The 24,684-nt window shown below is 63.1% G+C and carries 23 protein-coding genes; 7 read left to right on the forward strand and 16 right to left on the reverse strand.

Translation table 11 applies throughout. The annotated features are described in order from the left end of the window. Positions 1-81: 81 nt before the first annotated feature. The gene (locus AC070A_RS07325) at positions 82-972 is read right to left on the reverse strand and encodes a LysR family transcriptional regulator (protein ID WP_492383793.1); all 891 of its coding nucleotides are present in this window, start codon (positions 970-972) and stop codon (positions 82-84) included. Between the two features lie 116 nt (positions 973-1,088). On the opposite strand from AC070A_RS07325, the gene AC070A_RS07330 reads away from it, so the two are divergent. The 3 genes from AC070A_RS07330 to AC070A_RS07340 all read left to right on the forward strand — a co-directional run bounded on the left by AC070A_RS07330 (position 1,089) and on the right by AC070A_RS07340 (position 3,625). Continuing rightward, on the forward strand, positions 1,089-1,691 hold the full coding sequence (locus tag AC070A_RS07330; RefSeq protein ID WP_192495488.1) for a nitroreductase family protein: 603 nt from the start codon (positions 1,089-1,091) through the stop codon (positions 1,689-1,691). Further along, entirely contained in the window at positions 1,688-2,542 is an 855-nt protein-coding gene (locus AC070A_RS07335) for an EamA family transporter (RefSeq protein ID WP_112996510.1), read from the forward strand. The genes AC070A_RS07330 and AC070A_RS07335 overlap by 4 nt, the downstream gene beginning before the upstream one ends. Positions 2,543-2,605: 63 nt before the next feature. After that, positions 2,606-3,625, forward strand: a complete 1,020-nt coding sequence (locus AC070A_RS07340; protein WP_218373018.1) for a 2-dehydropantoate 2-reductase — start codon at positions 2,606-2,608, stop codon at positions 3,623-3,625. Between the two features lie 97 nt (positions 3,626-3,722). On the opposite strand, the gene AC070A_RS07345 is transcribed toward AC070A_RS07340, so the two are convergent. The 4 genes from AC070A_RS07345 to AC070A_RS07360 form a co-directional block, all read right to left on the reverse strand. Continuing rightward, positions 3,723-5,165 (reverse strand): TRAP transporter large permease, encoded by a 1,443-nt coding sequence (locus AC070A_RS07345; RefSeq protein WP_058322283.1) that lies wholly within the window; start codon positions 5,163-5,165, stop codon positions 3,723-3,725. Beyond that, entirely contained in the window at positions 5,162-5,677 is a 516-nt protein-coding gene (locus AC070A_RS07350; RefSeq protein ID WP_058322284.1) for a TRAP transporter small permease, read from the reverse strand. Before AC070A_RS07350 ends, AC070A_RS07345 begins: the two co-directional genes overlap by 4 nt. Before the next feature lie 66 nt (positions 5,678-5,743). Then, positions 5,744-6,799 (reverse strand): TRAP transporter substrate-binding protein, encoded by a 1,056-nt coding sequence (locus AC070A_RS07355; protein WP_058322285.1) that lies wholly within the window; start codon positions 6,797-6,799, stop codon positions 5,744-5,746. A 377-nt stretch (positions 6,800-7,176) separates the two neighbouring features. Beyond that, positions 7,177-7,506, reverse strand: a complete 330-nt coding sequence (locus AC070A_RS07360; protein WP_082616232.1) for a hypothetical protein — start codon at positions 7,504-7,506, stop codon at positions 7,177-7,179. A 271-nt stretch (positions 7,507-7,777) separates the two neighbouring features. On the opposite strand from AC070A_RS07360, the gene AC070A_RS07365 reads away from it, so the two are divergent. After that, positions 7,778-8,746 carry a TerC family protein gene (locus tag AC070A_RS07365; RefSeq protein ID WP_255571071.1) on the forward strand — a complete coding sequence of 323 codons (969 nt, stop codon included), beginning with the start codon at positions 7,778-7,780 and terminating at the stop codon, positions 8,744-8,746. A gap of 94 nt (positions 8,747-8,840) precedes the next feature. Here AC070A_RS07365 and AC070A_RS07370 read toward each other — a convergent pair whose 3' ends face one another. From AC070A_RS07370 to AC070A_RS07385, 4 genes are all read right to left on the reverse strand, one after another. Next, entirely contained in the window at positions 8,841-9,725 is an 885-nt protein-coding gene (locus tag AC070A_RS07370) for an aldose 1-epimerase (protein ID WP_112996507.1), read from the reverse strand. Positions 9,726-9,728: 3 nt separating this feature from the next. Further along, the gene (gene araH / locus AC070A_RS07375) at positions 9,729-10,679 is read right to left on the reverse strand and encodes an L-arabinose ABC transporter permease AraH (RefSeq protein ID WP_057255208.1); all 951 of its coding nucleotides are present in this window, start codon (positions 10,677-10,679) and stop codon (positions 9,729-9,731) included. Next, the gene (gene araG / locus AC070A_RS07380) at positions 10,676-12,190 is read right to left on the reverse strand and encodes an L-arabinose ABC transporter ATP-binding protein AraG (RefSeq protein WP_112996506.1); all 1,515 of its coding nucleotides are present in this window, start codon (positions 12,188-12,190) and stop codon (positions 10,676-10,678) included. Before araG ends, araH begins: the two co-directional genes overlap by 4 nt. A 64-nt stretch (positions 12,191-12,254) precedes the next feature. Then, the gene (locus AC070A_RS07385) at positions 12,255-13,238 is read right to left on the reverse strand and encodes an arabinose ABC transporter substrate-binding protein (RefSeq protein ID WP_112996505.1); all 984 of its coding nucleotides are present in this window, start codon (positions 13,236-13,238) and stop codon (positions 12,255-12,257) included. A 190-nt stretch (positions 13,239-13,428) separates the two neighbouring features. Between AC070A_RS07385 and AC070A_RS07390 the strand changes: the two genes are divergently transcribed. Genes AC070A_RS07390 through AC070A_RS07400 form a run of 3 tightly spaced genes read left to right on the forward strand, consistent with a single transcriptional unit; the run spans position 13,429 to position 16,181 of the window. Then, positions 13,429-14,190, forward strand: coding sequence for a FadR/GntR family transcriptional regulator (locus AC070A_RS07390; RefSeq protein ID WP_057255538.1), 762 nt, complete (start codon positions 13,429-13,431; stop codon positions 14,188-14,190). Positions 14,191-14,244: 54 nt separating this feature from the next. Beyond that, positions 14,245-15,393, forward strand: a complete 1,149-nt coding sequence (dgoD, locus tag AC070A_RS07395; protein WP_057255211.1) for a galactonate dehydratase — start codon at positions 14,245-14,247, stop codon at positions 15,391-15,393. Between the two features lie 11 nt (positions 15,394-15,404). Continuing rightward, entirely contained in the window at positions 15,405-16,181 is a 777-nt protein-coding gene (locus AC070A_RS07400) for an SDR family oxidoreductase (RefSeq protein ID WP_112996503.1), read from the forward strand. Positions 16,182-16,311: 130 nt separating this feature from the next. Here the strand turns inward: AC070A_RS07400 and AC070A_RS07405 are convergent, their stop codons facing one another. From AC070A_RS07405 to AC070A_RS07435, 7 genes are all read right to left on the reverse strand, one after another. After that, positions 16,312-18,381, reverse strand: a complete 2,070-nt coding sequence (locus AC070A_RS07405; protein ID WP_057255213.1) for an ATP-dependent helicase — start codon at positions 18,379-18,381, stop codon at positions 16,312-16,314. A 336-nt stretch (positions 18,382-18,717) separates the two neighbouring features. Further along, positions 18,718-18,840 (reverse strand): hypothetical protein, encoded by a 123-nt coding sequence (locus tag AC070A_RS07410; protein ID WP_255571072.1) that lies wholly within the window; start codon positions 18,838-18,840, stop codon positions 18,718-18,720. Positions 18,841-19,005: 165 nt separating this feature from the next. Continuing rightward, complete coding sequence (locus AC070A_RS07415) at positions 19,006-20,445, reverse strand: NAD-dependent succinate-semialdehyde dehydrogenase (RefSeq protein ID WP_112996502.1); 1,440 nt, start codon at positions 20,443-20,445, stop codon at positions 19,006-19,008. A 242-nt stretch (positions 20,446-20,687) separates the two neighbouring features. Beyond that, on the reverse strand, positions 20,688-21,890 hold the full coding sequence (gene pcaF, locus AC070A_RS07420; RefSeq protein ID WP_057255215.1) for a 3-oxoadipyl-CoA thiolase: 1,203 nt from the start codon (positions 21,888-21,890) through the stop codon (positions 20,688-20,690). Continuing rightward, positions 21,883-23,865, reverse strand: coding sequence for a 3-hydroxyacyl-CoA dehydrogenase NAD-binding domain-containing protein (locus AC070A_RS07425; protein WP_057255216.1), 1,983 nt, complete (start codon positions 23,863-23,865; stop codon positions 21,883-21,885). The genes pcaF and AC070A_RS07425 overlap by 8 nt, the downstream gene beginning before the upstream one ends. 10 nt (positions 23,866-23,875) lie before the next feature. Beyond that, positions 23,876-24,271 (reverse strand): RidA family protein, encoded by a 396-nt coding sequence (locus AC070A_RS07430; protein ID WP_057255217.1) that lies wholly within the window; start codon positions 24,269-24,271, stop codon positions 23,876-23,878. Further along, positions 24,249-24,680 (reverse strand): acyl-CoA thioesterase, encoded by a 432-nt coding sequence (locus AC070A_RS07435; RefSeq protein WP_057255539.1) that lies wholly within the window; start codon positions 24,678-24,680, stop codon positions 24,249-24,251. The genes AC070A_RS07430 and AC070A_RS07435 overlap by 23 nt, the downstream gene beginning before the upstream one ends. Between the last annotated feature and the right edge of the window lie 4 nt (positions 24,681-24,684).

The raw sequence follows: 24,684 nt of genomic DNA on the forward strand, positions 1-24,684 counted from the left end.
GGGAACAGTGCCAGATTTTGTCGGCTTGCAACGGTTCGATCGTATGCTCGTCCCGCGGCGTGACATGGGTGGGGCGCGAGATTACGGGCGGCTGAATGTTTCGGCGAGAAAATCAAGAAACGCCCGGATCTTTGGCGCGACGTGCTGCCGGGACGGATAGATGGCGTAGAGCGTGGTTTCGACCGTCTCCCAGTCGGAGAGTACGCGTTGCAGTCGACCGCTCTTCAGGTCGTCTTCGACATAGGGACGGGGTATCAGGCTCAGCCCGAAGCCGGCGCGCAGTGCGTCGCGCACGGCAAGGCTCGATGTCACCGAATAGTGAGCCTTTACGGCCACTTTCTCCGTTCGGTTGCCGTTGCGAAACTCCCATAAGTCCGCATGTCCCGAGAGACTGAAGCGGACACAGTTGTGCGATTTCAGGTCGGCGGGCTCCAGCGGTTCGCCATGGGCCTCGAAATAGGCGGGGGCCGCGCAGACGACGTGCGGCATGACCGCGAGTTTTCTGGCGATCAGGCTTGAATCCTCCAGCTTGTCGCTGCCGCGAATGGCGAGATCGAATCCTTCCCGGACGATATCGACGCGCCTGTCGTCGAGATGCAGGTCGAGCTTGAGGTCCGGGTAGCGGGACAGGAACTCGGGGATGACGGATGAAAGCCGCATCAGCGTCACGGTCATCGGAGCGGCGACGCGCAACGTCCCGCCAGGCGTCTGCCGGACGGGCGAGAGTGCTGCGTCGGCATCCTTCAATGCATCCAGTCCGCGCACGACATGCTCGAGATAGAGTTTCCCCTCGTCGGTCAGCGCCATGCGTCGCGTGGTCCGGTTGATGAGCCGCGCGCCGACGCTGGCTTCGAGTTCGGCAACGTTCTTGCTGATCGCCGCCGGTGACAGGCCGAGCTTGCGCCCCGCCTCTGCGAAGCTGCCGAGTTCGGCCACATGGCGGAAGACCTGGAGGGCGGTGTAGCGGTCCACGATAATTTTCCAATGGTGAATGATGTGTTGCAAAACGGCAATATTATCAATGACAGGTGAATTCAATACGGTCGGTCCGACAGACATTCGATCGGATCGGAAGATTGACACATCCCATGATCGCCCTCATCGAACAGCGCGTGTCCGCCAATCGGTTCGATGCGACCCATGAACTGGCAGACGCGGAAATCGAACAGCTGGTGCGTCTCGCGACCCGCGCACCGACGGCCTACAATCTTCAGAACTGGCGGTTCATCGCCGTGCGCACGCCGGAAGGAAAAGCCAGGCTGCGCAATGTGGCGCACGGGCAAGCCAAGGTCTCGGAAGCTGCCGTGACCTTCATTGTCTGCGGCCTGCTGCCCGATTACCAGACGCTGCCTGCAAGGCTGCGCCTTTTCGTCGAGACCGGCTACATGCCAACCGAAATGGTCTCCGGTTGGCAGGAGGCGGTGCGCGCCCAATATGCCGATGCCAAGGTTGCCCGCGACGAGGCCATGCGTTCGGCCAGTCTCGGCGCCGCGACCTTGATCTATGCCGCCGAGGCGTTGGGATTGGCGACGGGCCCTATGGGCGGGTTCGATGCCGAGGGCGTCGCCCGGGAGTTCAACCTTGGGCCGGGCGAATTGCCGGCAATGCTTCTCGCGGTTGGCCGTGCCGTTCCCGGAAACTGGCCGCAAAAGCCCCGCAGGCCGCTTGGCGAGGTTCTTCACTTCTCATGAAAACAGGCGTTTCCGATATCGCCCTGACGGCGATTGCTCCCGTCATCTGGGGCAGCACCTATATCGTTGCCACCGAGTTTCTGCAGGGCTTCTCGCCGCTGACGGTCGCCCTGTTGCGGGCATTGCCGGCCGGGTTGCTACTCCTCCTGATCGTCCGGCGATTGCCGCACGGCATCTGGTGGTTTCGCGCCATTGCACTCGGCGCGCTCAACATCTCGATGTTTCTGAGCATGTTGTTCGTCGCGGCCTATCGCCTTCCCGGCGGCGTCGCGGCAACAGTCGCGGCGGTCCAGCCCTTGATCGTCGTTTTCATCGCAGCGCTTCTCATGAAGGCGCCGATCCGTCCCGTGTCCCTCGTCGCGGCCATTGTCGGCATTGTCGGCGTCGCGCTGCTGGTGTTGACGCCGCAAGCGGCGCTCGACGAAATCGGCATTGCCGCAGGCCTCGTCGGTGCCGTTTCCATGGCCTTCGGCAACGTCCTGGCGCGAAAGTGGAAGTCGCCGGAATCGTTGCTCACATCCACCGCATGGCAACTGACGGCCGGTGGCTTGCTTCTCGTCCCCGTGGCCCTTGCCTTTGAACCGGCGGTGCCATTCCCGACCGGTCTCAACCTGCTTGCTCTCGCCTGGTTGAGCCTGATCGGCGCGGCGTTGACCTATGTTCTCTGGTTTCGTGGCATCGCGCGGCTGGAATCGGCGGCGGTGTCGGCACTTCTCTTTCTGAGCCCGCTGACGGCGGTTTTGCTCGGATGGGTGTACCTGGGGCAGTCTTTGAGTGTGCTTCAGATTGTCGGCGTCCTTTTGGTCATCGGCAGCATCTGGCTCAGCCAACGCGTTTCCGCTCGATCGTAAACGGCGCGTTGGAAAGCGACGATCCCGGCCTATACTCCCTGGCGTGCGGAGGGGGCGGGTGTCGTGAAAATCGGAGTGTTCGGTGCCGGCGCGGTCGGCGGTTTTGTCGGCGGCTGCCTTTTGGCCGGTGGCGCAGAGGTGATCTTTGTCGGCCGGGCGGCGCGCGGTGCCGCTTGGCGAAAGGACGGGTTGCGCCTGACCGACCTGGATGGGCGTGACGATTTCGTCGCGCCCGAGCGGATCGTTTACTCCGACACGGCTTCCTCCCTGGCGGATTGCGATCTCGTCCTCCTGACGGTCAAATCCGGGCAGACGGGCGGTGCCGCGACCGAGCTCTCTTCGGTGCTGCGCTCCGGCATCCCGGTCCTCAGTCTGCAGAACGGTGTGAACAACGCAGCGACCCTACAGCAGTTGCTGCCGTCTGCCAAAATCCTGCGCGGCATGGTTCCCTTCAACGTGACGACCCCCGGCCCCGCCCATCTGCATCGTGCGACGGAAGGCAATATGGCCGTCGCGGATGACCCGGTTGCGGCTGCAGCCGCACCGTTCTTCACGGCTGCGGGACTGGCTCTCGACCTGCGTCGTGACATGGAAGAGGTGCAATGGGCGAAGCTGCTGATGAACCTCAACAACGCAATCAATGCGCTCTCCGGCCTGCCCTTGCGCGAGCAGCTCCAGACACGGGGCTTTCGTCTTTGCCTGGCGCTCGCCCAGCGGGAGGCACTTTCGCTGCTGGCCGCTCAGGGACGCCTCCGGCCGGCGCGCCTGACACCGCTGCCACCGGGTTGGTTGCCGTCCGTTCTCAGCCTGCCGGATGCCCTGTTCCGTGCCATTGCCGGTCGCATGCTGAAGATCGACGCCACGGCGCGCTCCTCGATGGCCGACGACCTTGCCGCCGGCCGCTTCCCCGAAGTGGATTGGATCAACGGCGCGGTCGTCGCGCTCGCCACCAAGCTCGGCCGTCGGGCGCCGGTTAATGAGCGGCTTTGCACGCTGGTCAAAGACGCGGCCGCCTCCAGGCGCAAGACATGGGAGGCAGATGCGCTGCTTGCTGAGCTCAGGCAGAGCGTGCGCTCAGGATAGAAGGGTACCGGCTTGCGTCTCGTGGGCGCCGGACGTTTTCACACAAAGCCGCTTGTTGCGCGTTAAAACTTGAGAGCGCCGCCCGGGAACGGCCCCGTCAGTTCAGCAATCGGACCAGCGCCAGCGCGACGCCCGGGGAAACCGTGACGATGACCAGCCTGATGAGGTCGGCGATCACGAACGGCATCACGCCTCGGTAAGTCTGCGCTATCGGCACGTCGGTCGCCAACTTGTTGATGATGAAGACATTGAGGCCGATCGGCGGGGCGGAGAGGCCAATGCCGACGACAATCAGGACGAGAATGCCGAACCAGATGGCGACGTCGTCCGGCGGCATGCCGAGATCGAGCGTCATGACGATCGGGATGAAGACGGGAAGGGTCAGCAGGATCATCGCCAACTCGTCCATGACGGCACCGAGCACGATATAGATCAGCAGCATGCCGCACACGACGGCGTAGGGCGGCAGCCCGGACTCCCCGATCATCGAGGCGAGCATCATCGGCATCTGGGTCAGCGCCAGGAACGCCCCGAAGACCTCCGCTCCGAGAAGGATCAGGAAGATCATCCCGCTGGTTTCAGCCGTCTGCAGCAGCGCGTTCTTCAAGGCTGCCGGGCTCAGCGTCCGTTGCAGCAGGCCGATCGCGAGCGTCACCGCGGCACCGACCGCAGCACCTTCCGTCGGCGTGAACACCTCGCCATAGATTCCTCCGACGACCGTGACCGCAACGGCGGCGGCGGGTACGACGGCGAAATCCGCGGCGAGCAGAAGCAGGCCGAAGATTGCCAGCAATATCGCACCGACGGTGCCGAGCGAACCCAACAACCAGCCGACAGTACCGCCGACAAGCAAGACCAGCCCCGCCGGCCGCGCCCAGAACGGACGCTGCGTCTTTGCGACTTCGACGACCGTCACTGGTGGCGCGAGATGGGGCTTGCGCCGCACGACCACGGCAATCGCGATCAGATAGAACGCCGCTGCCAGCAACCCCGGCACCAGGGCGGCCTGGAACAGCTTGGCGATGTTCTGCTCGGCGGTGATTGCATAGATCACCAGGATGACCGAGGGCGGAATGAGGATGCCGAGCGTACCGCCGGCGGCGATGGTGCCGGTTCCAAGCCCGGCATCGACCCGCGCGCGGCGCAGTTCCGGCAGTGCCGCGCGTCCGAAGGTTGCGGTCGTTGCGACCGAAGAGCCGCAGATCGCGCCGAAGCCGGTGCAGGCCGCAATCACTGCCATCGGCATTCCGCCCTTGAACCGCCCGAGCCTGCGCTCGGCCACACGGAACATGGTCGCGGCGATGCCCGATTGTTCGGCAAGCGCGCCCATCAGGATGAAGAGGGGAATGACGGATAGCGTATAGCTGGCAAACTGGCTGTAGGTGTTGGTCTGCAGGTAATAGACCAGCGCGTGCGGGCCGGAGAGATAGGCATAGCCGGCGGCGCCGACTGCCAGCATGGCGAGCGCGATCGGCATTCTGATGGCGATCAGGACCAGCATCGCAGCGAAGCCCAGGCAAGCAATGGCAAAGCCGCTCATCGAGGGCCTCCGATCTTGAGAATGGCGACGGACAAGCCGATGACGGATGCGAGCGCTGCCAGCGCGGCGCAGGTCAGATAGACCGGCCAGATCGGCCAGGGCAGCTGGATCAGCGTCGTTCCGTACAGACGCGCCTCCAGTCCGCCAGTGAGAAGACCCCAGGCGAAGAATGCCAGGCAGGCCGCCAGCACGAGGTCCCAGGCACCATCGATGACCCGCGTGACGCGTGACGGAAGGGCGAGCGTAAAGGTATCGACGGCAATATGGCCGTTGCGCGCCTGGGTGTAGCCGAGGAATGAGAAGATCGCGACACCGATCGCGACCTCCACGAGTTCGTAGTCGGCCGGTACGGGCCGGTTGAAAAGCCAGCGGCCGAGGACGCTGATCGTCACCAATGCGGCTGCGAGGCAGATCAGCGTTCCGCCTATGAGTGCCAATCCTGCCGCAAGCCGCTCAACCTCGCGGCGTCGCAGCACTGTCACGGCAGCCTCGTGTGTTGCTTCTTCCGTCATCCCGGTTCCAAGCTCTCGAATTGTCGGATGGCGCCAAGTTCAGGCGCGCTGGGCTCGCAGTCGCACTCAGGCGTTCGCGTATTTCTGAACGAGCCCCTGGGCGGCATCGATCAGCGCCTGGCCGTCGAGGTCCTTGGCCTTCATGTCCTCGATCCACTTGTCGTGGACGGGCTTGGTCGCCGCGACCCACTTCGCCTTTTCGTCTTCGCTGATGGCACTGATCGTTCCGCTTCCGGATGCTTCGATCGCGGCCCGCACCTCGACACCGACGCTATCCCACATCTCGCCGGCCTTCTTGGCGAAGGTCATGCCGCTGTTGGCGTCCAGCACCGCCCTCAGGTCGGCCGGCAGCGCTTCATACTTGCCCTTGTTCATCGCCAGGAAGAACGTCGCCGTATAGAGCGTCGGTGAACCCGGGATTTCGGTATGGAACTTGGTAAGCTCGTTCACCTTGATGGACGGCACCACTTCCCAGGGGATGACGCAGCCGTCGATCGCGCGCTGGGCCAGCGCTTCCGGCACCTGCGGGATGGGCATTCCGACTGGGGTCGCGCCCAGCGCTGCCAATGCCTCACCGGCAAGGCGGGTCGGATTCCGCAGTTTCAGGCCGACTAGATCGGCACCGGACTTCACTTCCTTGTTGGTGTGGATCAGTCCGTGGTCGTGGGCCCAGAAGCACAGCAATTGCGTGTCACCGGTCTCTTTCAGGACATGCGTCTGTCCGTATTCCTGGCACGCCTGTGCGTTGACGGTGGCCTCTTTCGCGGCGACGAAAGGAAGCTCGAACACCTCGGTGGAGGGGAAGCGCCCAGGCGTGTTGCCGGGCAGGGTCCAGACGATATCGACGACGCCGTTGGCCGCCTGATCGTAAAGCTGCGGCGGCTTTCCGCCGAGCTGCATGGCCGGAAAGATGTCGACCTTGAGCGCGCCCTTGCTCTGCTCCTCCAGGGTTTTTGCCCATGGAGTCAACAGCCGCTGGTGGACGTTGGACGCCGGCGGCAGGAAGTGGTGCAGCTTCAGCGTAACTGCGCTCTGGGCGCGCGCGGCACCCGTTCGCAAGATGAGAGGCGCCGCAAGCATGGCACCACCGGCTTTAATAAGGCTCCGTCGGTTCAGTATCATAGATCCCTCCCATTGATCCGTGTCGCTCCACCCGGAAACAGGGCATGCCTGTGCCGCTCCACGTCAATTCAAATGACGGCGATCCGACTGTGATGCAGGCCCTCCTCGGCGGCTTGAATCTTCCTCTCGCTCCTCATCGGGAATATTCAATCCATTAACATGTTAAGTTTATTTTGAACCGACTGTCAAGCGAGGTCGCGCGAGGCGGCCGGGCGCCGATTAGGCCGTCCACGCCGCGGCTCTGGGCTTGCGCCTTGCCAATCGAAAGGCAGCCGACCGCAGCTTGATCGAGGACGTGAATTGTCCCCCACGCCGCTCGGCGTGGAGGACAATTCTCTGTGGGATTGACCCGTTGCTCTGCCTCTCAAGAGAGCGTCTCAATCATCATCGGAAGACGAGTTCGACGACGAATTGGAGGACGAGTTCGAGGAGGAGTTGCTGGAGCTGTTCGAGCTGGAGTTGCTCGACGAATTGGAACTGCTGTTCGAGCTGGAGTTCCGCGAGGCGTTCGACGAGCTATTGGAACTGCGGTTGGAGCTCCAGCTCCCACGTCCATCGTCGTCCCGGCCATAGCGCGCGTGGCTTGTTTTGCCGTTGCCGGTGGCTTTCTGCAGGAAGCGGGTGACCGAATCGTCGGCGACGGCGGGTGCGGGTGCTGCCGCGCCGACCACCAGAAATGCACTCAGAATTGCGAGGACCTTCTTCATGACGTTTCTCCTTTGCGGGGACAGCCTCGTTGACTGCAAGGGAGGAACGTCGGCCGAACGTGGTTATTAGCCGGGCAGTGGGGGCCACAGGACGTCCTGAAATTCTTGAAAAAATTGCAGTCCCGCGCTTGAACCGCGAAAATCGAGATCCCATTTCTCCGCCAACCCGCTGGTCCGGGCCCCTCTGGCGAGAGCTTCGGCACTCTTGCGATGTCGGACCTTATTCCGACAACATGTGCCGAATGGGGACCCGTCTGTGGACTTTTCCTTCATGTCTGAAGTATGGCTGGGAACGCCGCTCTGGATGTGGGCGAGCTTCTTCGCCCTCGTCATTACCATCCTGTCCTTCGACCTCGGCATTCTCCATAAGGAGAACAAGGAGATCGGCGTCCGTGAAAGCGTCAAGCTTTCGGCCTTCTACATCGCGCTCGGCCTGACCTTCGGCGGCTGGGTGTGGTGGTACCTCGGTTCCGAGTCCGGCCTCGCCTATATGACGGGCTTCGTGGTCGAAAAAACGCTGGCGCTCGATAACGTCTTCGTCATCGCCCTGATCTTCTCCTTCTTCGCCGTGCCCCGCATCTATCAGCACCGGGTCCTCTTCTGGGGTATTCTCGGCGTCATCGTGCTGCGCGCAATCATGATCGGCGTCGGCGCGACCCTTGTCGCTGAGTTCGCCTGGATCCTCTATATCTTCGCGGCGTTCCTCATCATCACTGGTATCAAGATGCTGGTCATGAAGGAGGCCGAGCCCGACGTTTCGAACAACATGCTCGTCCGCTTCATGCGCAGTCGCTTCAACGTCACCGAAGAGCATCATGGCGAACGCTTCTTCGCGAAGCTCGTAAACCCGAAGACGGGCAAGATGACCTGGTTTATCACGCCGCTCTTCATGGCGCTGGTGATGGTCGAGGTGGCCGATGTGATCTTCGCAGTCGACTCGGTTCCCGCGATCTTCGCGATCACCACGGACCCCTTCATCGTCTATACGTCGAACATCTTCGCTATCCTCGGCCTGCGCGCCCTCTATTTTGCCCTTGCCGCGATGATCCATCGCTTCCGCTACCTGAAGCCTGCGCTCGCCGTCGTCCTGATCTTCATCGGCTCGAAGATCTTCGTTGCCGATCTCCTGGGGCTTGAGAAATTCCCGGCGGCTCTCTCGCTCGGCGTCACCTTCGCGATCATTGCCGCTGGCGTGGTCTGGAGCCTCGTGAAGACGCGCGAAGAACAACAGCCCGCATAACACCGCGTCGTTGGGTTCAAGGATAGCGAAGGCGGCGCTCCGCGAGGGGCGCCGCCTTCGTCTATTGGGAAGAACGACAGCCGCACCAGGGCGATCACAGCCCGAGTAGTTGGAACCGCAGGGCGACTGTGCCTTCCAGAGTTTCGCCGGGCGCCAGTCTGACGAGGCCACCGTTTTCGGGCTGCCGGTGCGCGTTCGGTCGATGGCTCATCGGTTCGAAGCAGAAGAAGTCGGCGTCGGTGGAAGGAGAATAAAGGACGAAGAAACGAAAGTTCCCGTCGGCGTCGAGCGAAAGCGCAAGGCCGGTTTCCGGCCACTCGATGCGCATCTTTCCATCCCAGCCGTCGAAGGCATTGTTCAGCCAGCCGGGCGGCAGTGGCGCGCCGGAGGTAAAGTCCAAATCCTGCGGAATTGACTGCGCCGCACCCGGCAAGTGGTTCTCCCGCTCCGTCCAGTAGCGATCGGCGTGGGCAAAAAGGCGGGTTCCCGGCGTGCGCGGAAAATGGGGATGAAAGCCCAGTCCGTAGGGGAGCGCCTGCGCGGCCCGGTTGGTGACGGTGAGCGAAAGGGTCAGGTTCGCACCATCGATCGTCATGGTCTGCACCGCCTCATAGGCGAAGGGCGTGGATGCGTTTGCCTCGTGCCGGTAGTGCAACGCAAGCGAATGACGGTCCTGGTGAAGGATCGACCAGCGCCGAAGCCAGCCGTCGCCGTGGAGCACCAGCGGGTCGGACGTATTGGATGCGAGCGTGTAATCGCGACCTTCGAAGTGGAAGCCATTGTCCTCGATGCGGTTGCCGAAGGGCACCAACGGAAAACACGCTTCGGCGCAGAGCACCTGAGAGGCGAGACCTGGCGCCGGCGTCGGCGCGAGCACGGGAATACCGTGCCAGCGGGTCGAAAGGATGGCGCCGCCGAGCGGACTCACCTCGACGGTGAGCCCTTCGTCATTTTCGAGGACGAGGATGTCTTCCGCCATTCGCTAGCTGCGGCGGCCGGCGGCGGCCGAGCGCAGATTGTCGAGCAGCACGGCGAGCAGAAGGATCAGGCCGCGCACGACATACTGGTAGAAGGCCTGGATGTTGAGCAGGTTCATGACGTTTTCGGCAATGCCCATAATCAGCACGCCGACGATAACGCCGGTCATCGCCGCACGGCCGCCGGCAAGCGAGACGCCGCCGAGCACGCAGGCCGAGATGACCGAGAGTTCGAGACCGGTCGCTGCGTTCGGCTGGCCGGAGGTGATGCGGGAAGCAAGCAGGACGCCGGCAACGGCGCAGACGAGGCCCTGCAGCGCGAAGATCCAGATGCGCATATTCGAGACGTTGACGCCGGCAAGGCGCGAAGCCTCGGGGTTGCCGCCGATCGCCAGTGTGTTCTTGCCGAAGACGGTGCGGTTGAGCACGAAGCCGAAGACGACGAAGAACGCGCCCATCACCCAGATCGGCGTCGGGATACCCAGGAACTTCGACAGCGCCAGCTGATAGAAGCTCGGATCGTTGATGCCGACCGCGCGGCCGTCGGACGCGATCAGCGCGAAACCGCGCACGATCTGCATGGTGGCAAGCGTGGTGATCAGAGCGTTGATGCGGAAATGGGCGATGACGACACCGTTGACGAGGCCGACGAAACCGCCGCACAGGAGCGCGGCAACGAGGCCGATAAGGATCGAGCCCGAAGCGTTCGACGCCATGACGGCGGCCATGCCGGAAAAGGCGACGGTGGAGCCGACCGAGAGATCGAAGTCGCGCGAGGCAAGGCAGAACATCATCGTGCAGGCGACGATGCCGATGGTGACGACCGATTGCAGCAGGCCCAGCATGTTGCGTTCGGTCAGGAAGTTTGGAACCGTCAGCGCGACGATGGCGAAGGCGACGGCAAAAATGACGACCAGACCCTGTTCGCCGAGAAGAAGTTTTTTCAAGGAAGTCATGACGGCTGAACCTGCTCGGTTGGAACATCGGGAAGGGCGGCGGCGAGGATGCGGCGCTCGTCGAAATCGGCGCGCGCAATATCGGCGGCAATCCGGCCCTGGCACATAACGAGGATGCGATCGGTGATGCCCATCACCTCGGGCAGCTCGCTGGAAATGACGACGATCGCCATGCCCTGAGCCGCGAGTTCGTAGAGAATCTCGTAGATTTCCGATTTCGCGCCGACGTCGATGCCGCGCGTTGGCTCGTCGATGATGAGGACCCTTACGCCCTGTTCGGACAGCCAGCGGCCAAGGATCACCTTCTGCTGGTTGCCACCGGAGAGATTGATGATGTCCTGCTTGCGCGATGGCGTGCGCACCCGAAGCTTGGCGATGAAACGATCCGCAAGCTCGGCTTCCTTTTTCAGGTCGAGGATGCCGAAGGGCGAGAAGTGCCGGCGGGACGAGATCGCCATGTTTTCTTCGATGCTGCGCCCCTGGACGATGCCGTCGAACTTGCGGTCCTCCGGACACAACACCATGCCGGCCCTGATCGATTGTGGCGGACTGTCGGCCGGCACGGTCGCGCCGTCGATTGTCACCGTTCCCTGGTGGCGTCTGTCTGCACCATAGACCAGCCGGGTCATCTCGCTGCGGCCGGCGCCGATCAGGCCGAAGAAGCCGAGAATCTCGCCGCGCCGGACGGAAAAGCTCAAGGGCGTTTTCAGTTTCGGACCGGAGATGGTGTCGACGCGCAACCGTTCGGTTCCGAGGTCGCGTGTCCGCCAGCCCCAGATGTTGGAGATCTCTCGCCCGACCATCTCGGCAATGATCTGGTCGCGCGTCACTTTGGAAATATCAGGATGATGGGCCGCAAGCTTGCCGTCGCGCAGTACTGTCAGGCTGTCGCAGAGCCGGAAGATTTCGTCGAGACGGTGCGACACGTAAAGGATCACGGTGCCGTTCGAACGCAGGCGCTCGATGAGCGCAAAGAGGATTTCGCTTTCCCGCGACGACAGCGACGATGTCGGCTCGTCGAGCGCGATGACCCGCGCATCGAGCATGACCGCCTTGGCGATCTCGACCATCTGGCGCTCGCCGATCGAGAGCGAGGCGATCTTGGCTGAGGGATCGACGTCGATGCCGATTTCGGAGAGCTTCTCGCGGACAATGCGGATCAGCCGGCGGCGATCGATCACCCCGCCCTTGCCGGGAAAGTGGCCGAGCCAGAGGTTTTCGGCGACCGTCAGCTCCGGAACGAGCTGCAATTCCTGATGGATGACGATCACGCCGGCGCGAAAGGCGTCACGCACGGAACGATAGCTCTGCGCTTCGCCATCGATCAGGATCTCGCCCTCATCGGCCGACTGGTCGCCGGAAAGCAGGCGGATGAGCGTCGACTTGCCCGCGCCGTTCTCGCCCATGAGCCCATGGACGGCGCCCTTGCGCACGGAAAACGAGACGTCCGACAGCGCCTGGACGCCCGGATAGCCCTTTGAGATGGAACGGAATTCAAGAAAGTCTTGCATGCGCGGCTCCGAGGTGGAACGCCCGGCGGCCAAGCCGCCGGGCTGATAGTGTCGCGAGCAGCGACTACTCGATTCCGAGGTCCTTGCGCACGGCTTCGTAGTTGTCGCGCAGGGCAAGCTGGCCTGCGGTCAGGGTCAGCTTTTCCGGCTCCTTGCCGTTGGCGATCCACTCATACATGTTGAGTGCGGTCTCGTAACCGTGACGCTTCGGCGAGATGATGACGGTGCCGAAGAAGCCGGTGGCCGAGGGCTTCTTGAATTCGTTGATCGCCGAATCCGCGCCGCCGATGCCGACGCCGATCATGCTGTCGGCGGGAATGCCAACCGTCTCGGTCGCGCGCACAGCGCCGAGCACCGCTTCGTCATTGAGGCCGATGGCGACCCACTTCTTGATGCCGGCATTCTTGTTCAGAACGATCGTCGAGGCGTTCAGTGCTGCCTCGGTGTCGGTCTTTGCCTGCGGGGCGTCGAAGATGTTGGCTTCGGGAAGGCCGTTGGCTTTGAGCACCGAGAGGGCGCCCTCGACACGGTCGACGGCGGTCGGGAGCTGGTCGTAAGAAACGCGGATGGCGCCGACGTCCTTCATGTCCCAGCCACGCTTCTTGACCTCGTCGACGATCGCCTGGCCGACGGCTTCGCCGATTTTCGTTGCCGAGATGCCCATATGCGGAACGTCCTCGATCGGGCTGCCATCGGCGTTGACCAGCCGGTCGTCGACCGTCATCAGTTTGAGCTCATTGGCGGCCGCCTTGGCGACGATGCCGGGGCCGAGCTTGACATCAGGCGTGCAGACGATGAAGCCGTGTGCGCCCTGGGCGCCGAGGTTGTCGATCGCCGACTGAACCTTCTCGCCGTCTTCAGCGCCGATCTTCACCAGCGTGAAGCCCTTTTCCTTGGCGGCGACGTCGGCGAACTTCCACTCGTCCTGGAACCACGGCTCTTCCGGCTGCTTGACGATGAAACCGATCTTGACGTCGGCAGCGAACGCTGAGGTTGCCGTGAGCACGGCGACGGTACCAGCCAGAATGGCTGCCTTGATAAAGCGCATGATCTCTCTCCCTGGTGAACTGCCTCCTGCAGTGGACATTTGTGTATGATGAATCATCATATTCGTCAATTGCCTTTGTATGATGAATGAGCTAGTGGTGTATAACGATAGCAGCGTGCTTCGGTGCGTTGTCGCGTTCGGGCGTCTGCGCTAAGCAGCAGCTGGGAGACGCGAGCGGGAGGAGATGGCGGTGGAAGAACAGCAGCACCAGAGTGCCATTGAGGAACGCGGCCAGCGCCGCCCACGCGTCCAGAAGAACGTGACGCGCGCAATCGCTTCGGACATCTGCGCCGACGTTTTTCCGGTCGGCTCCTATCTGCCGCGTGAGAACGATCTTTGCGAACGCTATGGCGTCAGCCGAACCGTCATTCGCGAAACGCTGAAGGTGCTTGAATCAAAGGGAATGGTCCGTGGACGTTCCCGGGTCGGCACCGTCGTCTGCAACAAGGACGAATGGAACATTCTTGATTCGCAGGTGCTTGAATGGATCGGCGAGCGCATCTTCGAGTTCGACCTCTTGAACTGCATTCTGGAAGCCCGCCGGGCGATCGAGCCAGCGGCGGCGGAGTTTGCCGCCGAACGCGCCACCGTTCAGGAAATCGCCGATCTCGAACGCGCCTGGCAGGCGATGCGTGACGGCGAGCGCGATCTCGTTGGTTTCACCGATGCCGACGTCGCCTTTCACACATGCCTGCTCAAGGCCAGCCACAACCAGGTCTTCTTGCAACTCGTCGGCATTATCCAGGCGGCGCTGAAGTTCTCGCTGCACGCCTCCAACGAAGTCGCCGATCGCCGTGACGAAGCCGTCGACATTCACGGCGAACTGGTCGAGGCGCTGCGCCTGCGCGACAAGGCGCGGGCGCGCGACTGTTCGATGCGCATGCTCGACCTTGCGGCGCGCGACCTCAAGCTTGCCGTCGAACGTCACCGACCCGCCCATACGGCGGGCTGAAATCCTCTCTGAAGCGGCCATCGCCGCCTCGTTGCACCCAGCGGATATCGCACCATGAAAATCACCAAGCTCACCACCTATATCGTTCCGCCACGCTGGCTGTTTCTGAAGATCGAGACGGACGAGGGCATCGTCGGCTGGGGCGAGCCGGTCGTCGAAGGTCGAGCCCTGACGGTGGAAGCCGCGGTTAACGAGCTCTCGGACTACCTGATCGGCAAGGATCCGCTGCTGATCGAAGACCATTGGCAGGTCATGTATCGCGGCGGCTTCTATCGCGGGGGGGCGGTCCATATGTCGGCACTTGCCGGCATCGACCAGGCGCTCTGGGACATCAAGGGCAAGGCCTACGGCCAGCCAATCCACGCGCTGCTCGGCGGACAGGTGCGTGACCGCATCAAGGTCTATTCCTGGATCGGCGGCGACCGTCCGTCCGACGTCGCCAACAATGCGCGCGATGTCGTTGCCCGCGGCTTCAAGGCGATCAAGCTCAATGGTTGCGAGGAGATGCAGATCGTCGACACCTGGGAGAAGGTGGAGAAGGCGGTCGAGACCATCGCAACGATCCGCGAGGCGATCGGCCCGCATATCGGCATCGGCGTCGATTTCCACGGTCGCGTGCATCGGCCGATGGCCAAGGTGCTGGCGAAGGAACTGCAGCCCTTCAACCTGATGTTCATCGAAGAACCGGTGCTTTCGGAAAACCGCGAGGCACTGAAGGAAATCGCCAACCATTGCTCGACGCCGATCGCGCTCGGCGAAAGGCTCTATTCGCGCTGGGATTTCAAGTCGGTGCTTTCAGACGGCTATGTCGACATCCTGCAGCCGGATCTGTCGCATGCCGGCGGCATCACCGAGTGCCGCAAGATCGCGTCGATGGCGGAAGCCTACGACGTGGCACTGGCGCCGCATTGCCCGCTCGGACCGATCGCGCTCGCCGCCTGCCTTCAGGTCGACGCCGTCAGCTACAACGCCTTCATCCAGGAGCAGAGCCTGGGCATCCATTACAATACGGGCAACGACATCCTCGACTACATCTCCAACAAGGAAGTCTTCCATTACGCAGACGGCTTCGTGTCGATCCCGCAGGGACCGGGCCTCGGCATTGAGGTGGACGAGCAATATGTCATCGAACGCGCGAAGGAAGGCCATCGCTGGCGCAACCCGATCTGGCGCCATGCCGACGGCAGCGTCGCCGAGTGGTGAGGAGCGCGGACATGGCGGGTCGTCTCGAAGGAAAGCGCGTCGTCATCACTGGGGCGGCTCAAGGCATCGGCCTTGCTATTGCCGAGACCTTCCTTGCGGAAGGCGCGAGCCTCTACCTCATCGATCGTGATGGCGGTCTGCTGGCGACCGAGGCCGAACGGCTCCGTGCGACCGGCGGAAAGATCGGCTACACCACGACCGACATCACGGATGCGGATGCCATCGAACACGCGATTGCCACGGCCAGCCGCGAGATCGGCCAGCCGAACGCGCTGGTCAACAATGCCGGCGTCAACGTCTTCTTCGAGCCGCTGAAACTCTCGGATGCCGACTGGCAGCGCTGCTTCGACATCAACCTCAAGGGCGCATGGAACTGCAGCAAGGCCGTGCTGCCGGGCATGATCGCTGCGGGTGGCGGCGTCATCCTCAACATCGCCTCGACCCACGCCTTCACCATCATCCCGCACACCTTCCCCTATCCAGTCGCCAAACATGCGCTTCTCGGCATGACCAAGGCGCTGGGGCTGGAATATGCCGGGCAGGGCTTGCGGGTGAATGCGCTGGCACCCGGCTACGTGCGCACGCAGAAAGCCGTGGAATACTGGAACTCATTTCCCGACCCGGCCGCGGCGGAAGCCGAAACGATGAAGCTTCATCCCGGCGGTCGCATTGCGACGCCGGAGGAAATCGCCAAGGCCGCCCTCTTCATGATTTCGGACGAATGCCCCTTCATGAACGCCACCTGCCTGACGGTCGATGGCGGGGTGAGCGTGCTGCATCATCCCTAAACCGCCGGCTGATGCGCGCGCCTGTATGGCGATCTCTGCTACAGCAGACGGATAGAGCATCCTTTTTCATTGGAACGGCGCTGGGCACCAGGCGGTTCGGAGACCGAAGCATCACGGCCGCGACCCATCCTCACTTCCACATGGATCGCATCCGGGCGCCGACATCGATGCGGATCTGCTTGGCGCTGCGTTCGCCGACGGCCGCCGAAATCTTCGGCCAGTTCGTCGTCTCGAAGAACTGCAGCAGCGTCGCCGGAATGAAGCGGGTCCGCGATGCGTAGACATGCCGGTCGCCTTGGCTGTTCTGGCCGTAGGTGAAGAACCTTTGCGGCGTCACCAGCGCCAGGTGGTCGCGCGCCCGGGTCATGCCGACATAAAGCAGTCGCCGCTCCTCTTCGAGTTCGGCGGTTGTGCCGACACCAAGATCGGACGGGATGCAGCCGTCGACGACATTGAGCATGAAGACCGAGCGCCATTCCTGTCCCTTGGCAGAATGAATGGTCGACAGGATCAGGTAGTCCTCGTCGAGCAGGGGCACGCCTGCCTGGTCGCTGGTGGCATCCGGCGGATCGAGCGTCAGTTCGGTCAGGAAACGCTCGCGGTTCTGGTAGCCGCCGGCGATCTGCTCGAGTTGCACGAGGTCGGCCTTGCGCGTTTCGGCGTCTTCGTGGATGCGGTCGAGATGCGGTTCGTACCAGGCGCGCGCCGTCGCGATTTCTCCCGGCCATCCCGCGTCCGCTTTCCGCAGAGCGGAAACGAGATCAACGAAGCTCGCCCAATCCTCCCCGGTCTTGGGTGGCGCTGGAATTTCCGCGAGCGCTGCGAGCGGTTCCGGATCGGCGGCGATCGCGTCTAGGATTTTGCCTGCCGTCTGCGGGCCGATCCCGGGCAGCATCTGCAACAGCCGGAAGCCGGCGACGCGGTCACGCGGGTTCTGCGCGAAACGCAAGGTTGCCAGCAGATCCTTGACATGGGCGCTGTCAAGGAACTTGAGACCGCCGAATTTCACGAAGGGAATGTTGCGACGGGTGAGCTCGACTTCGAGCGTGCCGCTGTGGTTGGCGGAGCGAAACAGCACCGCCTGCTGCTTCAGGGCTATGCCGACCTCGCGGTTGGCGAGAACCTGCTCCACGATATAGGCGGCCTGGTCCGCCTCGTCCTTGACGGTGACAAGCTGCGGGCGCTGCTCGGACTGCCTGTCCGTCCAGAGGTTCTTGGTGAACCGTTCCCGCGCAAGCCCGATGACGCCGTTGGCGGCAGCGAGGATCGGCTGCGTCGAGCGATAGTTTTGATCGAGCGTGATGACGTCGGCGGGTTCCGGCGAAAACGCATTCGGGAAATCGAGGATATTGCGGACCGTCGCGGCCCGGAAGGAATAGATCGACTGGGCGTCGTCTCCAACGACGGTCAGGCCTTGGCCCTCGGGCTTGAGCGATAGCAGGATCGAGGCCTGAAGGCGGTTCGTGTCCTGATATTCGTCGACCAGGATATGATCGAAACGACTGCTGATATCCTGCGCCAGCTCCGCGTCGGAAACCATCTGGGCCCAGTAGAGAAGGAGATCGTCGTAATCGAGCACGCTTTGCGCCTGCTTTGCCTCGACATAGCCGGCAAACAGTTCCTTCAATTGCTGTTCCCAGCTCACAGCCCAGGGATACGCGGTCTTCAAGACGTCGATGATCGAGCTTTCCGAGTTCACGACGCGCGAATAGATCGCAAGGCACGTGCCCTTTGTCGGGAAGCGGCTTTCCATCTTGGAGAAGCCGAGCTCGTGGCGGACGAGGTTCATGAGATCGGCGCTGTCTTCGCGATCATGGATGGTGAAATCCGCGCCAAGGCCGATCTGTTCGGCATAGATCCTAAGGATCCGCGCGCCGATCCCGTGGAACGTGCCGGCCCAGGAAAGTGCATCCGTCATGACGGCGGCATTGTCGCCGAGCACCTGGCGGCAGATGCGTCCGACCCGGCGCGTCATTTCAGCGGCGGCACGGCGGGAAAAGGTCATCAGCAGAATGCGACGCGGATCGGCACCATTGACGATCAGATGCCCCACCCTGTGGGCGAGCGTGTTCGTCTTGCCCGACCCGGCGCCGGCAATAATCAGCAAAGGGCCGCCGACCTGGCCTTGCGGCAATCCCACACCATGCACCACCGCCTGGCGCTGGCGGTCATTCAGTTTTTCGAGATAGGCGGCGCTCATACGTGTCCAAGCGTTGTCAGCAAGATTCCCAAAATCTTCGTTCCGTTTCATCTCCTTGAAAGAGTTCACGGATTCCGCTTCACGGCGTCAAACTCTTCGCCCGAAGCAGATGACTCGGAACAAAAATGGAACGTATCAGCTTCGATTGCCGCTGGAAACCCGGCTGGCCGGGCTTTCACAGGCTGCTATGCCGCAGAATATCCGGAACATCGAGGAGCGGAGCCGTGGACGGCCGAATTTTCGATCTCGAGAAGCAGATCCGGGGGCTATTGGTCACCGTGTTCGGAAACCTTCGACCTGGCCTTCGGTGCGCCGAACAAGCCAACCCGTCGGTGTTTAGATTGCCCGGGCCACGACCTGCGCAGCGACCGACACCAACAAGGTTGCCAGAGCGACGGCCGTGCCAAATCGTGCGATCTTCATGCGGCGCCCGCGTGCGCCATCCCAATCGTAACCCATCGTGCTCTCCCATAGGCATCATGCCATGGGTCCGATGGTGGGCAAACTTCGTAACAGGGGAGTAAATTTGCGATTGCTACTTCTGCGGGTCGAGCTGGTGCCCTTGGTGAGTGACAAGCAGCATCTCCCGCGCGCGCCGGGCGCGCGCGGGAGTGGAATGAGCGGCTACACGCTCTTGCGCGTGACGAAGCGGGTTTCCAGATAGGCTTCGATCGCCTCGGAGCCGCCTTCCGTGCCGTAGCCGGAATCCTTAATACCGCCGAAGGGCACCTCCGGTAGCGCCAGGCCGAGATGGTTGATGGAGATCATTCCGCTCTCGACTTCGCTTGCGAGGCGATGGGCGCTTCGCTCGGAGCCGGTGAAGGCGTAAGCCGCAAGCCCGAACGGCAGGCGGTTGGCCTCATTGATCGCCTCATCGAGCTCGTTGAAGCGGTTGATGATGGAGACGGGACCGAAGGGTTCGTCATTCATGATACGGGCGCTGACCGGCACGTCGGCAAGCACCGTCGGCTCGAAGAAATAGCCCCGGTTGCCGATACGATGACCGCCGATTGCCAGCCGGCCGCCATGCTCCACGGCATCGGCGACCAGGCTTTCGATCGCGGGGATGCGCCGCTCATTGGCCAGCGGCCCCATGTCGATGCCAGTCTCGAGGCCGTTACCGACCTTGATCTTCCGCGATGCGGCGACAAAACCTTCAAGGAACTGGTCTGCCACCCGTTCCTGGACCAGGAAGCGGGTCGGCGACACGCAGACCTGACCGGCGTTGCGATACTTGCTGCCGGACATGATCGCGACGGCCTGCTCGATGTCGGCGTCCTCGGTGACGATGACAGGGGCATGGCCGCCGAGTTCCATCGTCGCGCGCTTCATGTGCTGGCCGGCGAGTGCCGCCAGCATCTTGCCGACCGGGGTCGAGCCGGTGAAGGACATCTTGCGGATTACCGGATGCGAGATCAGATACTCCGAGATGACCGCCGGCACGCCATAGACGAGGTTGACGACGCCTGCGGGAATACCAGCATCGACGAAGCACCGGATCAGTTCGGCCGGCGATGCCGGTGTTTCCTCGGGTGCCTTCACGATGATCGAGCACCCGGTGGTCAGCGCGGCGGACAGCTTGCGTACGACCTGGTTGATCGGGAAATTCCAGGGCGTGAAAGCGGCGACCGGGCCGACGGGCAGCTTGACGGTCATCTGGGTGACATCGGGCGTGCGCGGCGGAATGATCTGGCCATAGGCGCGCTTTCCCTCCTCGGCAAACCACTCGATGATTTCGGCGGCGCTGAGGATTTCGCCCTTGGACTGGGCCAGCGGCTTGCCCTGTTCCCGCGTCATCAGCCAGGCGATGTCGCCGGCACGCTCGCGCAGCAGCGCCGCTGCCGTTCGCATGACCTTTGCCCGGTCGAAAGCCGAGGTCGCACGCCAGACTTGGAAACCTTTTTGGGCGGCGTTCAGCGCTTCATCCAGATCCGCCACTTCTGCCCAGGCCACTTGGCCAATCGTTTCCTCGGTGGCAGGGTCGATGACGGGAATGGTCTTGCCCGCGCGCGCCGGCCGCCAGGTGCCGTCGATATGAAGGAGGATATCGGGATACTGGGTCATGGGGGAACCTTTGAAGATTGACGTCTATCGCTTCGAGTGCAGGACGCGCCGGTGAGGAAAGTGCGAAGGAGCGCGATGCCGATCAGTTGGGCGCTTCCGCCGGCAATATCAAGACGCGATTTGTCAGGAATAGGCGTGTCGGGTTTGAAGCCCGATGGCGATGGGGGATGGGGGCTACCCGCGATGATGTGCTCTGGCGATCGCGCCAGACCTTGAACATTGATCCTTCCAGCAGGCGGAATTCACGGCCGCGTCAGCAGCATCGAGATGCCCTGTCCGACGCCGATGCACATGGTGGCGATCGCACGCTTCGCACCGTGCTCCTCAAGCTCCAATGCTGCCGTCAGCGCCAGGCGTGCTCCTGACATGCCAAGCGGATGGCCGAGCGCGATGGCGCCGCCATTCGGATTGACGTGGGACGCATCGTCGGCAAGTCCGAGCTGCCGCATGCAGGCGAGCGCCTGTGCCGCGAAGGCTTCGTTCAGTTCGACGATATCGATGTCGCCGATATCAAGACGGAGGCGCTCCAGGAGCTTGCGGGTCGAAAACACAGGGCCGATGCCCATGATGCGTGGCGGAACACCCGCCGTTGCCATTCCGTCGACCCGGGCGAGAGGCTTTAGACCGTAGCGTTCGACCGCTTGGCCGGAGGCAAGGATGAGGGCAGCCGCGCCGTCGTTGACGCCGGAGGCGTTGCCGGCCGTTACCGTGCCGTTGGCGCGGAACGGTGTCGGCAGACTGGCGAGCTTCTCGATGGTCGTTTCGCGCGGGTGCTCGTCTTGCTCGACGCATGTCGTCTCGCCCTTGCGTGCCTTGATCGCATAAGGGGCGATTTCGCGGGCGAAACGCCCGCTCTTTTGCGCAGTGGCCGCCCGGGCCTGGCTGCGCAGTGCAAAGCCGTCCTGGTCTTCGCGCGAGATGGAAAACTCGGTCGCGACGTTTTCGGCGGTCTCCGGCATGGAGTCGATGCCGTATTGGGTTTTCATGACAGGATTGACGAAGCGCCAGCCGATCGTCGTGTCATGGATTTCAGTGCTGCGCTGGAACGGGCTTTCGGCCTTGGGCATGACGAAGGGCGCGCGCGACATGCTCTCGACGCCGCCGGCGACGATAATCTCGGCTTCACCCAGTCGGATCGCGCGGGCGGCGTAGCCGACGGCGTCCAGCCCGGAACCGCAGAGCCGGTTGATCGTCGTTCCGGCTGCCGTCTCGGGCAACCCGGCGAGCAAGGCGGCCATGCGCGCGACGTTGCGGTTGTCTTCGCCCGCCTGGTTGGCGCAGCCAAGAACAACCTCATCGATCGCCTCAGTCGGAACGGACGAAACGCGCGCCAGCGCCTCGCGGATCACGTGGGCGGCAAGATCGTCCGGGCGCGCGCTCGACAGCGCGCCGCCATAGCGACCGATGGGCGTGCGGACGCCGCCGACGATATAGGCTTCACCCATGGGATTTGTCCTTGCTTTGCTCGGCTGTAAACATCGGCCCGCCCTTATGCGCGGGAAAGCCGTAGCCGTTGATCAGCACCAGATCGATGTCGCCGGGACGTGCGGCAATGCCTTCCGCCAGCAGGGCCGTTCCTTCGTCGGCCATCGCTTTCAGAAGCCGGCTCATGATCTCGTCCGCGGTGAAATCGCGCGGCGTGATGTTCTTCACCGCCCTTGCGGTGTCGATGATCGCAGTGACCTCGGGATCGACGGTCCGCTTGCCATCGGGATAGGCGTACCAGCCGCGGCCGCTCTTGCGCCCGAGACGCCCCGCTTCGCAAAGCCTGTCGGCGATTTCGACATAACGGGCAGCGGGATCCCGCGTCGCAGCCTGTCGCTTGCGGCGCGCCCAGGCGATATCGAGCCCGGCCATGTCATTGACGGCGAAGATACCCATCGGAAAACCATAGGCCTCGAGCACGGCGTCGATCTGCTCAGGCAGTGCCCCATCCTCCAGCATGAACTCCGCCTCGCGGCGATAGGCGGAGAAAACTCGGTTGCCGATGAAGCCTTCGGTGACGCCTGAGACGACGGGCAGCTTGCCGAGACGTTTGACGAAGGCAAGCGCGCTCGCCAGCACGTCAGGTGTGGTCTTGGCGCAGTTGACGACTTCGACAAGCCGCATGACGTTGGCGGGCGAGAAGAAATGCAAGCCTACGACCCGCGACGGATCGGCTGCCGCGGCTGCAATCGCATCGGGATCGAGGTAGCTCGTATTGGTCGCGAGGATGGCGCCGGGTGCGACGATGCCGTCGAGCCTCTGAAACAGCTGCGTCTTGACCTGAAGGTCATCGAAGACCGCTTCGATGACGAGGTCGGCTTTCGCGAGGTCTCCGGCCTCCGCGGTCGTCTGCAGTCGCGCGAGGCAGTCGTCGCGGCCGGCCGCAGTCAGCCGTCCGGAGCGCAGGGTCTTGTCGAGGGTCTCGGCGATACGTGCCCGCCCGCTGGCGGCGGCTTCTTCCGTCTGCTCCAGCGCGACCACGCGATAGCCGGAGGTCAAGGCGGAGACGGCGATGCCGGAACCCATCAACCCGGTGCCGACGACACCGACGGTCTCGATCCTGCGCGGCGATACCTTGTCGAGCCCCTCGACCTTGCCGGCGGCACGCTCGGCAAAAAACACGTGTCTGAGCGCAGCGGACTCGGTGGAATCGCGCAAACGCAGGAAGGCCGCGCGTTCCTCGCTCAGGCCTTGTTTCAAATCGAGTTCGCCAGCTGCCTTGACGAGGCGAACGGCCTCTGCGGGGGCGGCTTGGCCGCGGGCTTTCGCCAGAACCTTGGCTGCAGCGACGTCCACGGCTGCGGCGTCCGCCGGCGGAACGGCGATCATGCCGGTCCGGTGGAGCGGTTTGGCAGCGCGTTCCTGCACGAAAGCCAGTGCGGCACCTACGGGATCGGCGGCAACGCTGTCGGCAAGGCCAAGCGTCACAGCTTCGGCGGCCTTAACGGCACGCCCGGTTCCGATGAGGTCTATCGCCACGACGATACCGGTCAGACGCGGCAGGCGCTGCGTCCCGCCTGCGCCCGGGACGAGGCCGAGTTTGACTTCGGGGAGGCCGAATGATGCCTTCTCGCCGGCGACGCGGCCATGGCAGGCGAGCGCGAGTTCGCAGCCGCCGCCAAGGGCGGCGCCATTCACTGCGGAGATGACAGGCTTGTCGAAGGTCTCGATGCGCTCGATCACGTCCGGAAGCGTCGGTTCGACCGGTGGTTTGCCGAACTCCCTGATGTCGGCGCCACCGATAAAGGTGCTGCCGGCGCCCGTGATGACCACGCCGCTAATCGTCGGGAGACTGGCCGCATCGTCGAGCGCCGCCATCAGGCGGGAGCGGACATGGGCAGAGAGCGCGTTCACGGGCGGATTGTCGATGGTGACGACCAGAACGCCGCCTTCAATACGAGCGGATACGCTCTCAGAAAATCGGACCTCGGACATGGTGGCAGCCTCAGTCGGGGATGACGGCCGTGGCCTGGATCTCGATCTTTGCGCGGTCCTCGACCAGCGCCACGACCTGCATCGCCGCCATGGCCGGGAAATGCCGGCCGATGATCTCGCGATAGGCCTGGCCGATGCCGCGCAGATTACCGATATATTCCTGCTTGTCGGTGAAGTACCAGGTCATCGTGGTGATGTGTTGCGGCTCCGCGCCGCCGGCAGCGAGCACAGCGACGACGTTCTTCAGCGTCTGGCGCACCTGCTCGACGAAATCGTCGGTCTCAAACTCGGATTGCGCATTCCAGCCGATCTGGCCGCCGACAAAAACGGTGCGGCCCGTTGCAGCCACGCCGTTGGCGTAGCCGATGGGCTTTGCCCAGCCTTCAGGTTGCAGGATGGTGTGCATCGGTCGTCTCCAGATGTTGTGTCAGCGCAGCGCGGATGTCGTCCGGCCATGCCAGTGAAGCGTGATTGTCGAGCGAGGTGGCGACGACGCGCTGTTTCGCCGTCCAGAGCACCGTGTCCCTTGCCGAGACCGTATGCTCCATGTCGAGCGACGACCGACCGATGCCGTGGACCTTGAGCGTGAAATCAAGTTCGTCGCCCTGAAAGCCCGGGCGAGTGAAGGTGAGATCGAGGCGCACGGTCGGCACGCCGATCCGCAGCCCGTCGTTCATCGTCCTCCAGGGAAAGCCGAGCGACGCGAAGAAGTCCTCCGTCACCCCGACGAGAATGTTGAGGTAGGACGGGAAATAGGCGATGCCCGAGGGGTCGCAGTCTCCAAAGCGCAGCGGTCTATTGGCCCTAAACATGATCTCG

It is taken from the genome of Ensifer sp. GW101-20A05, from assembly GCF_059424735.1.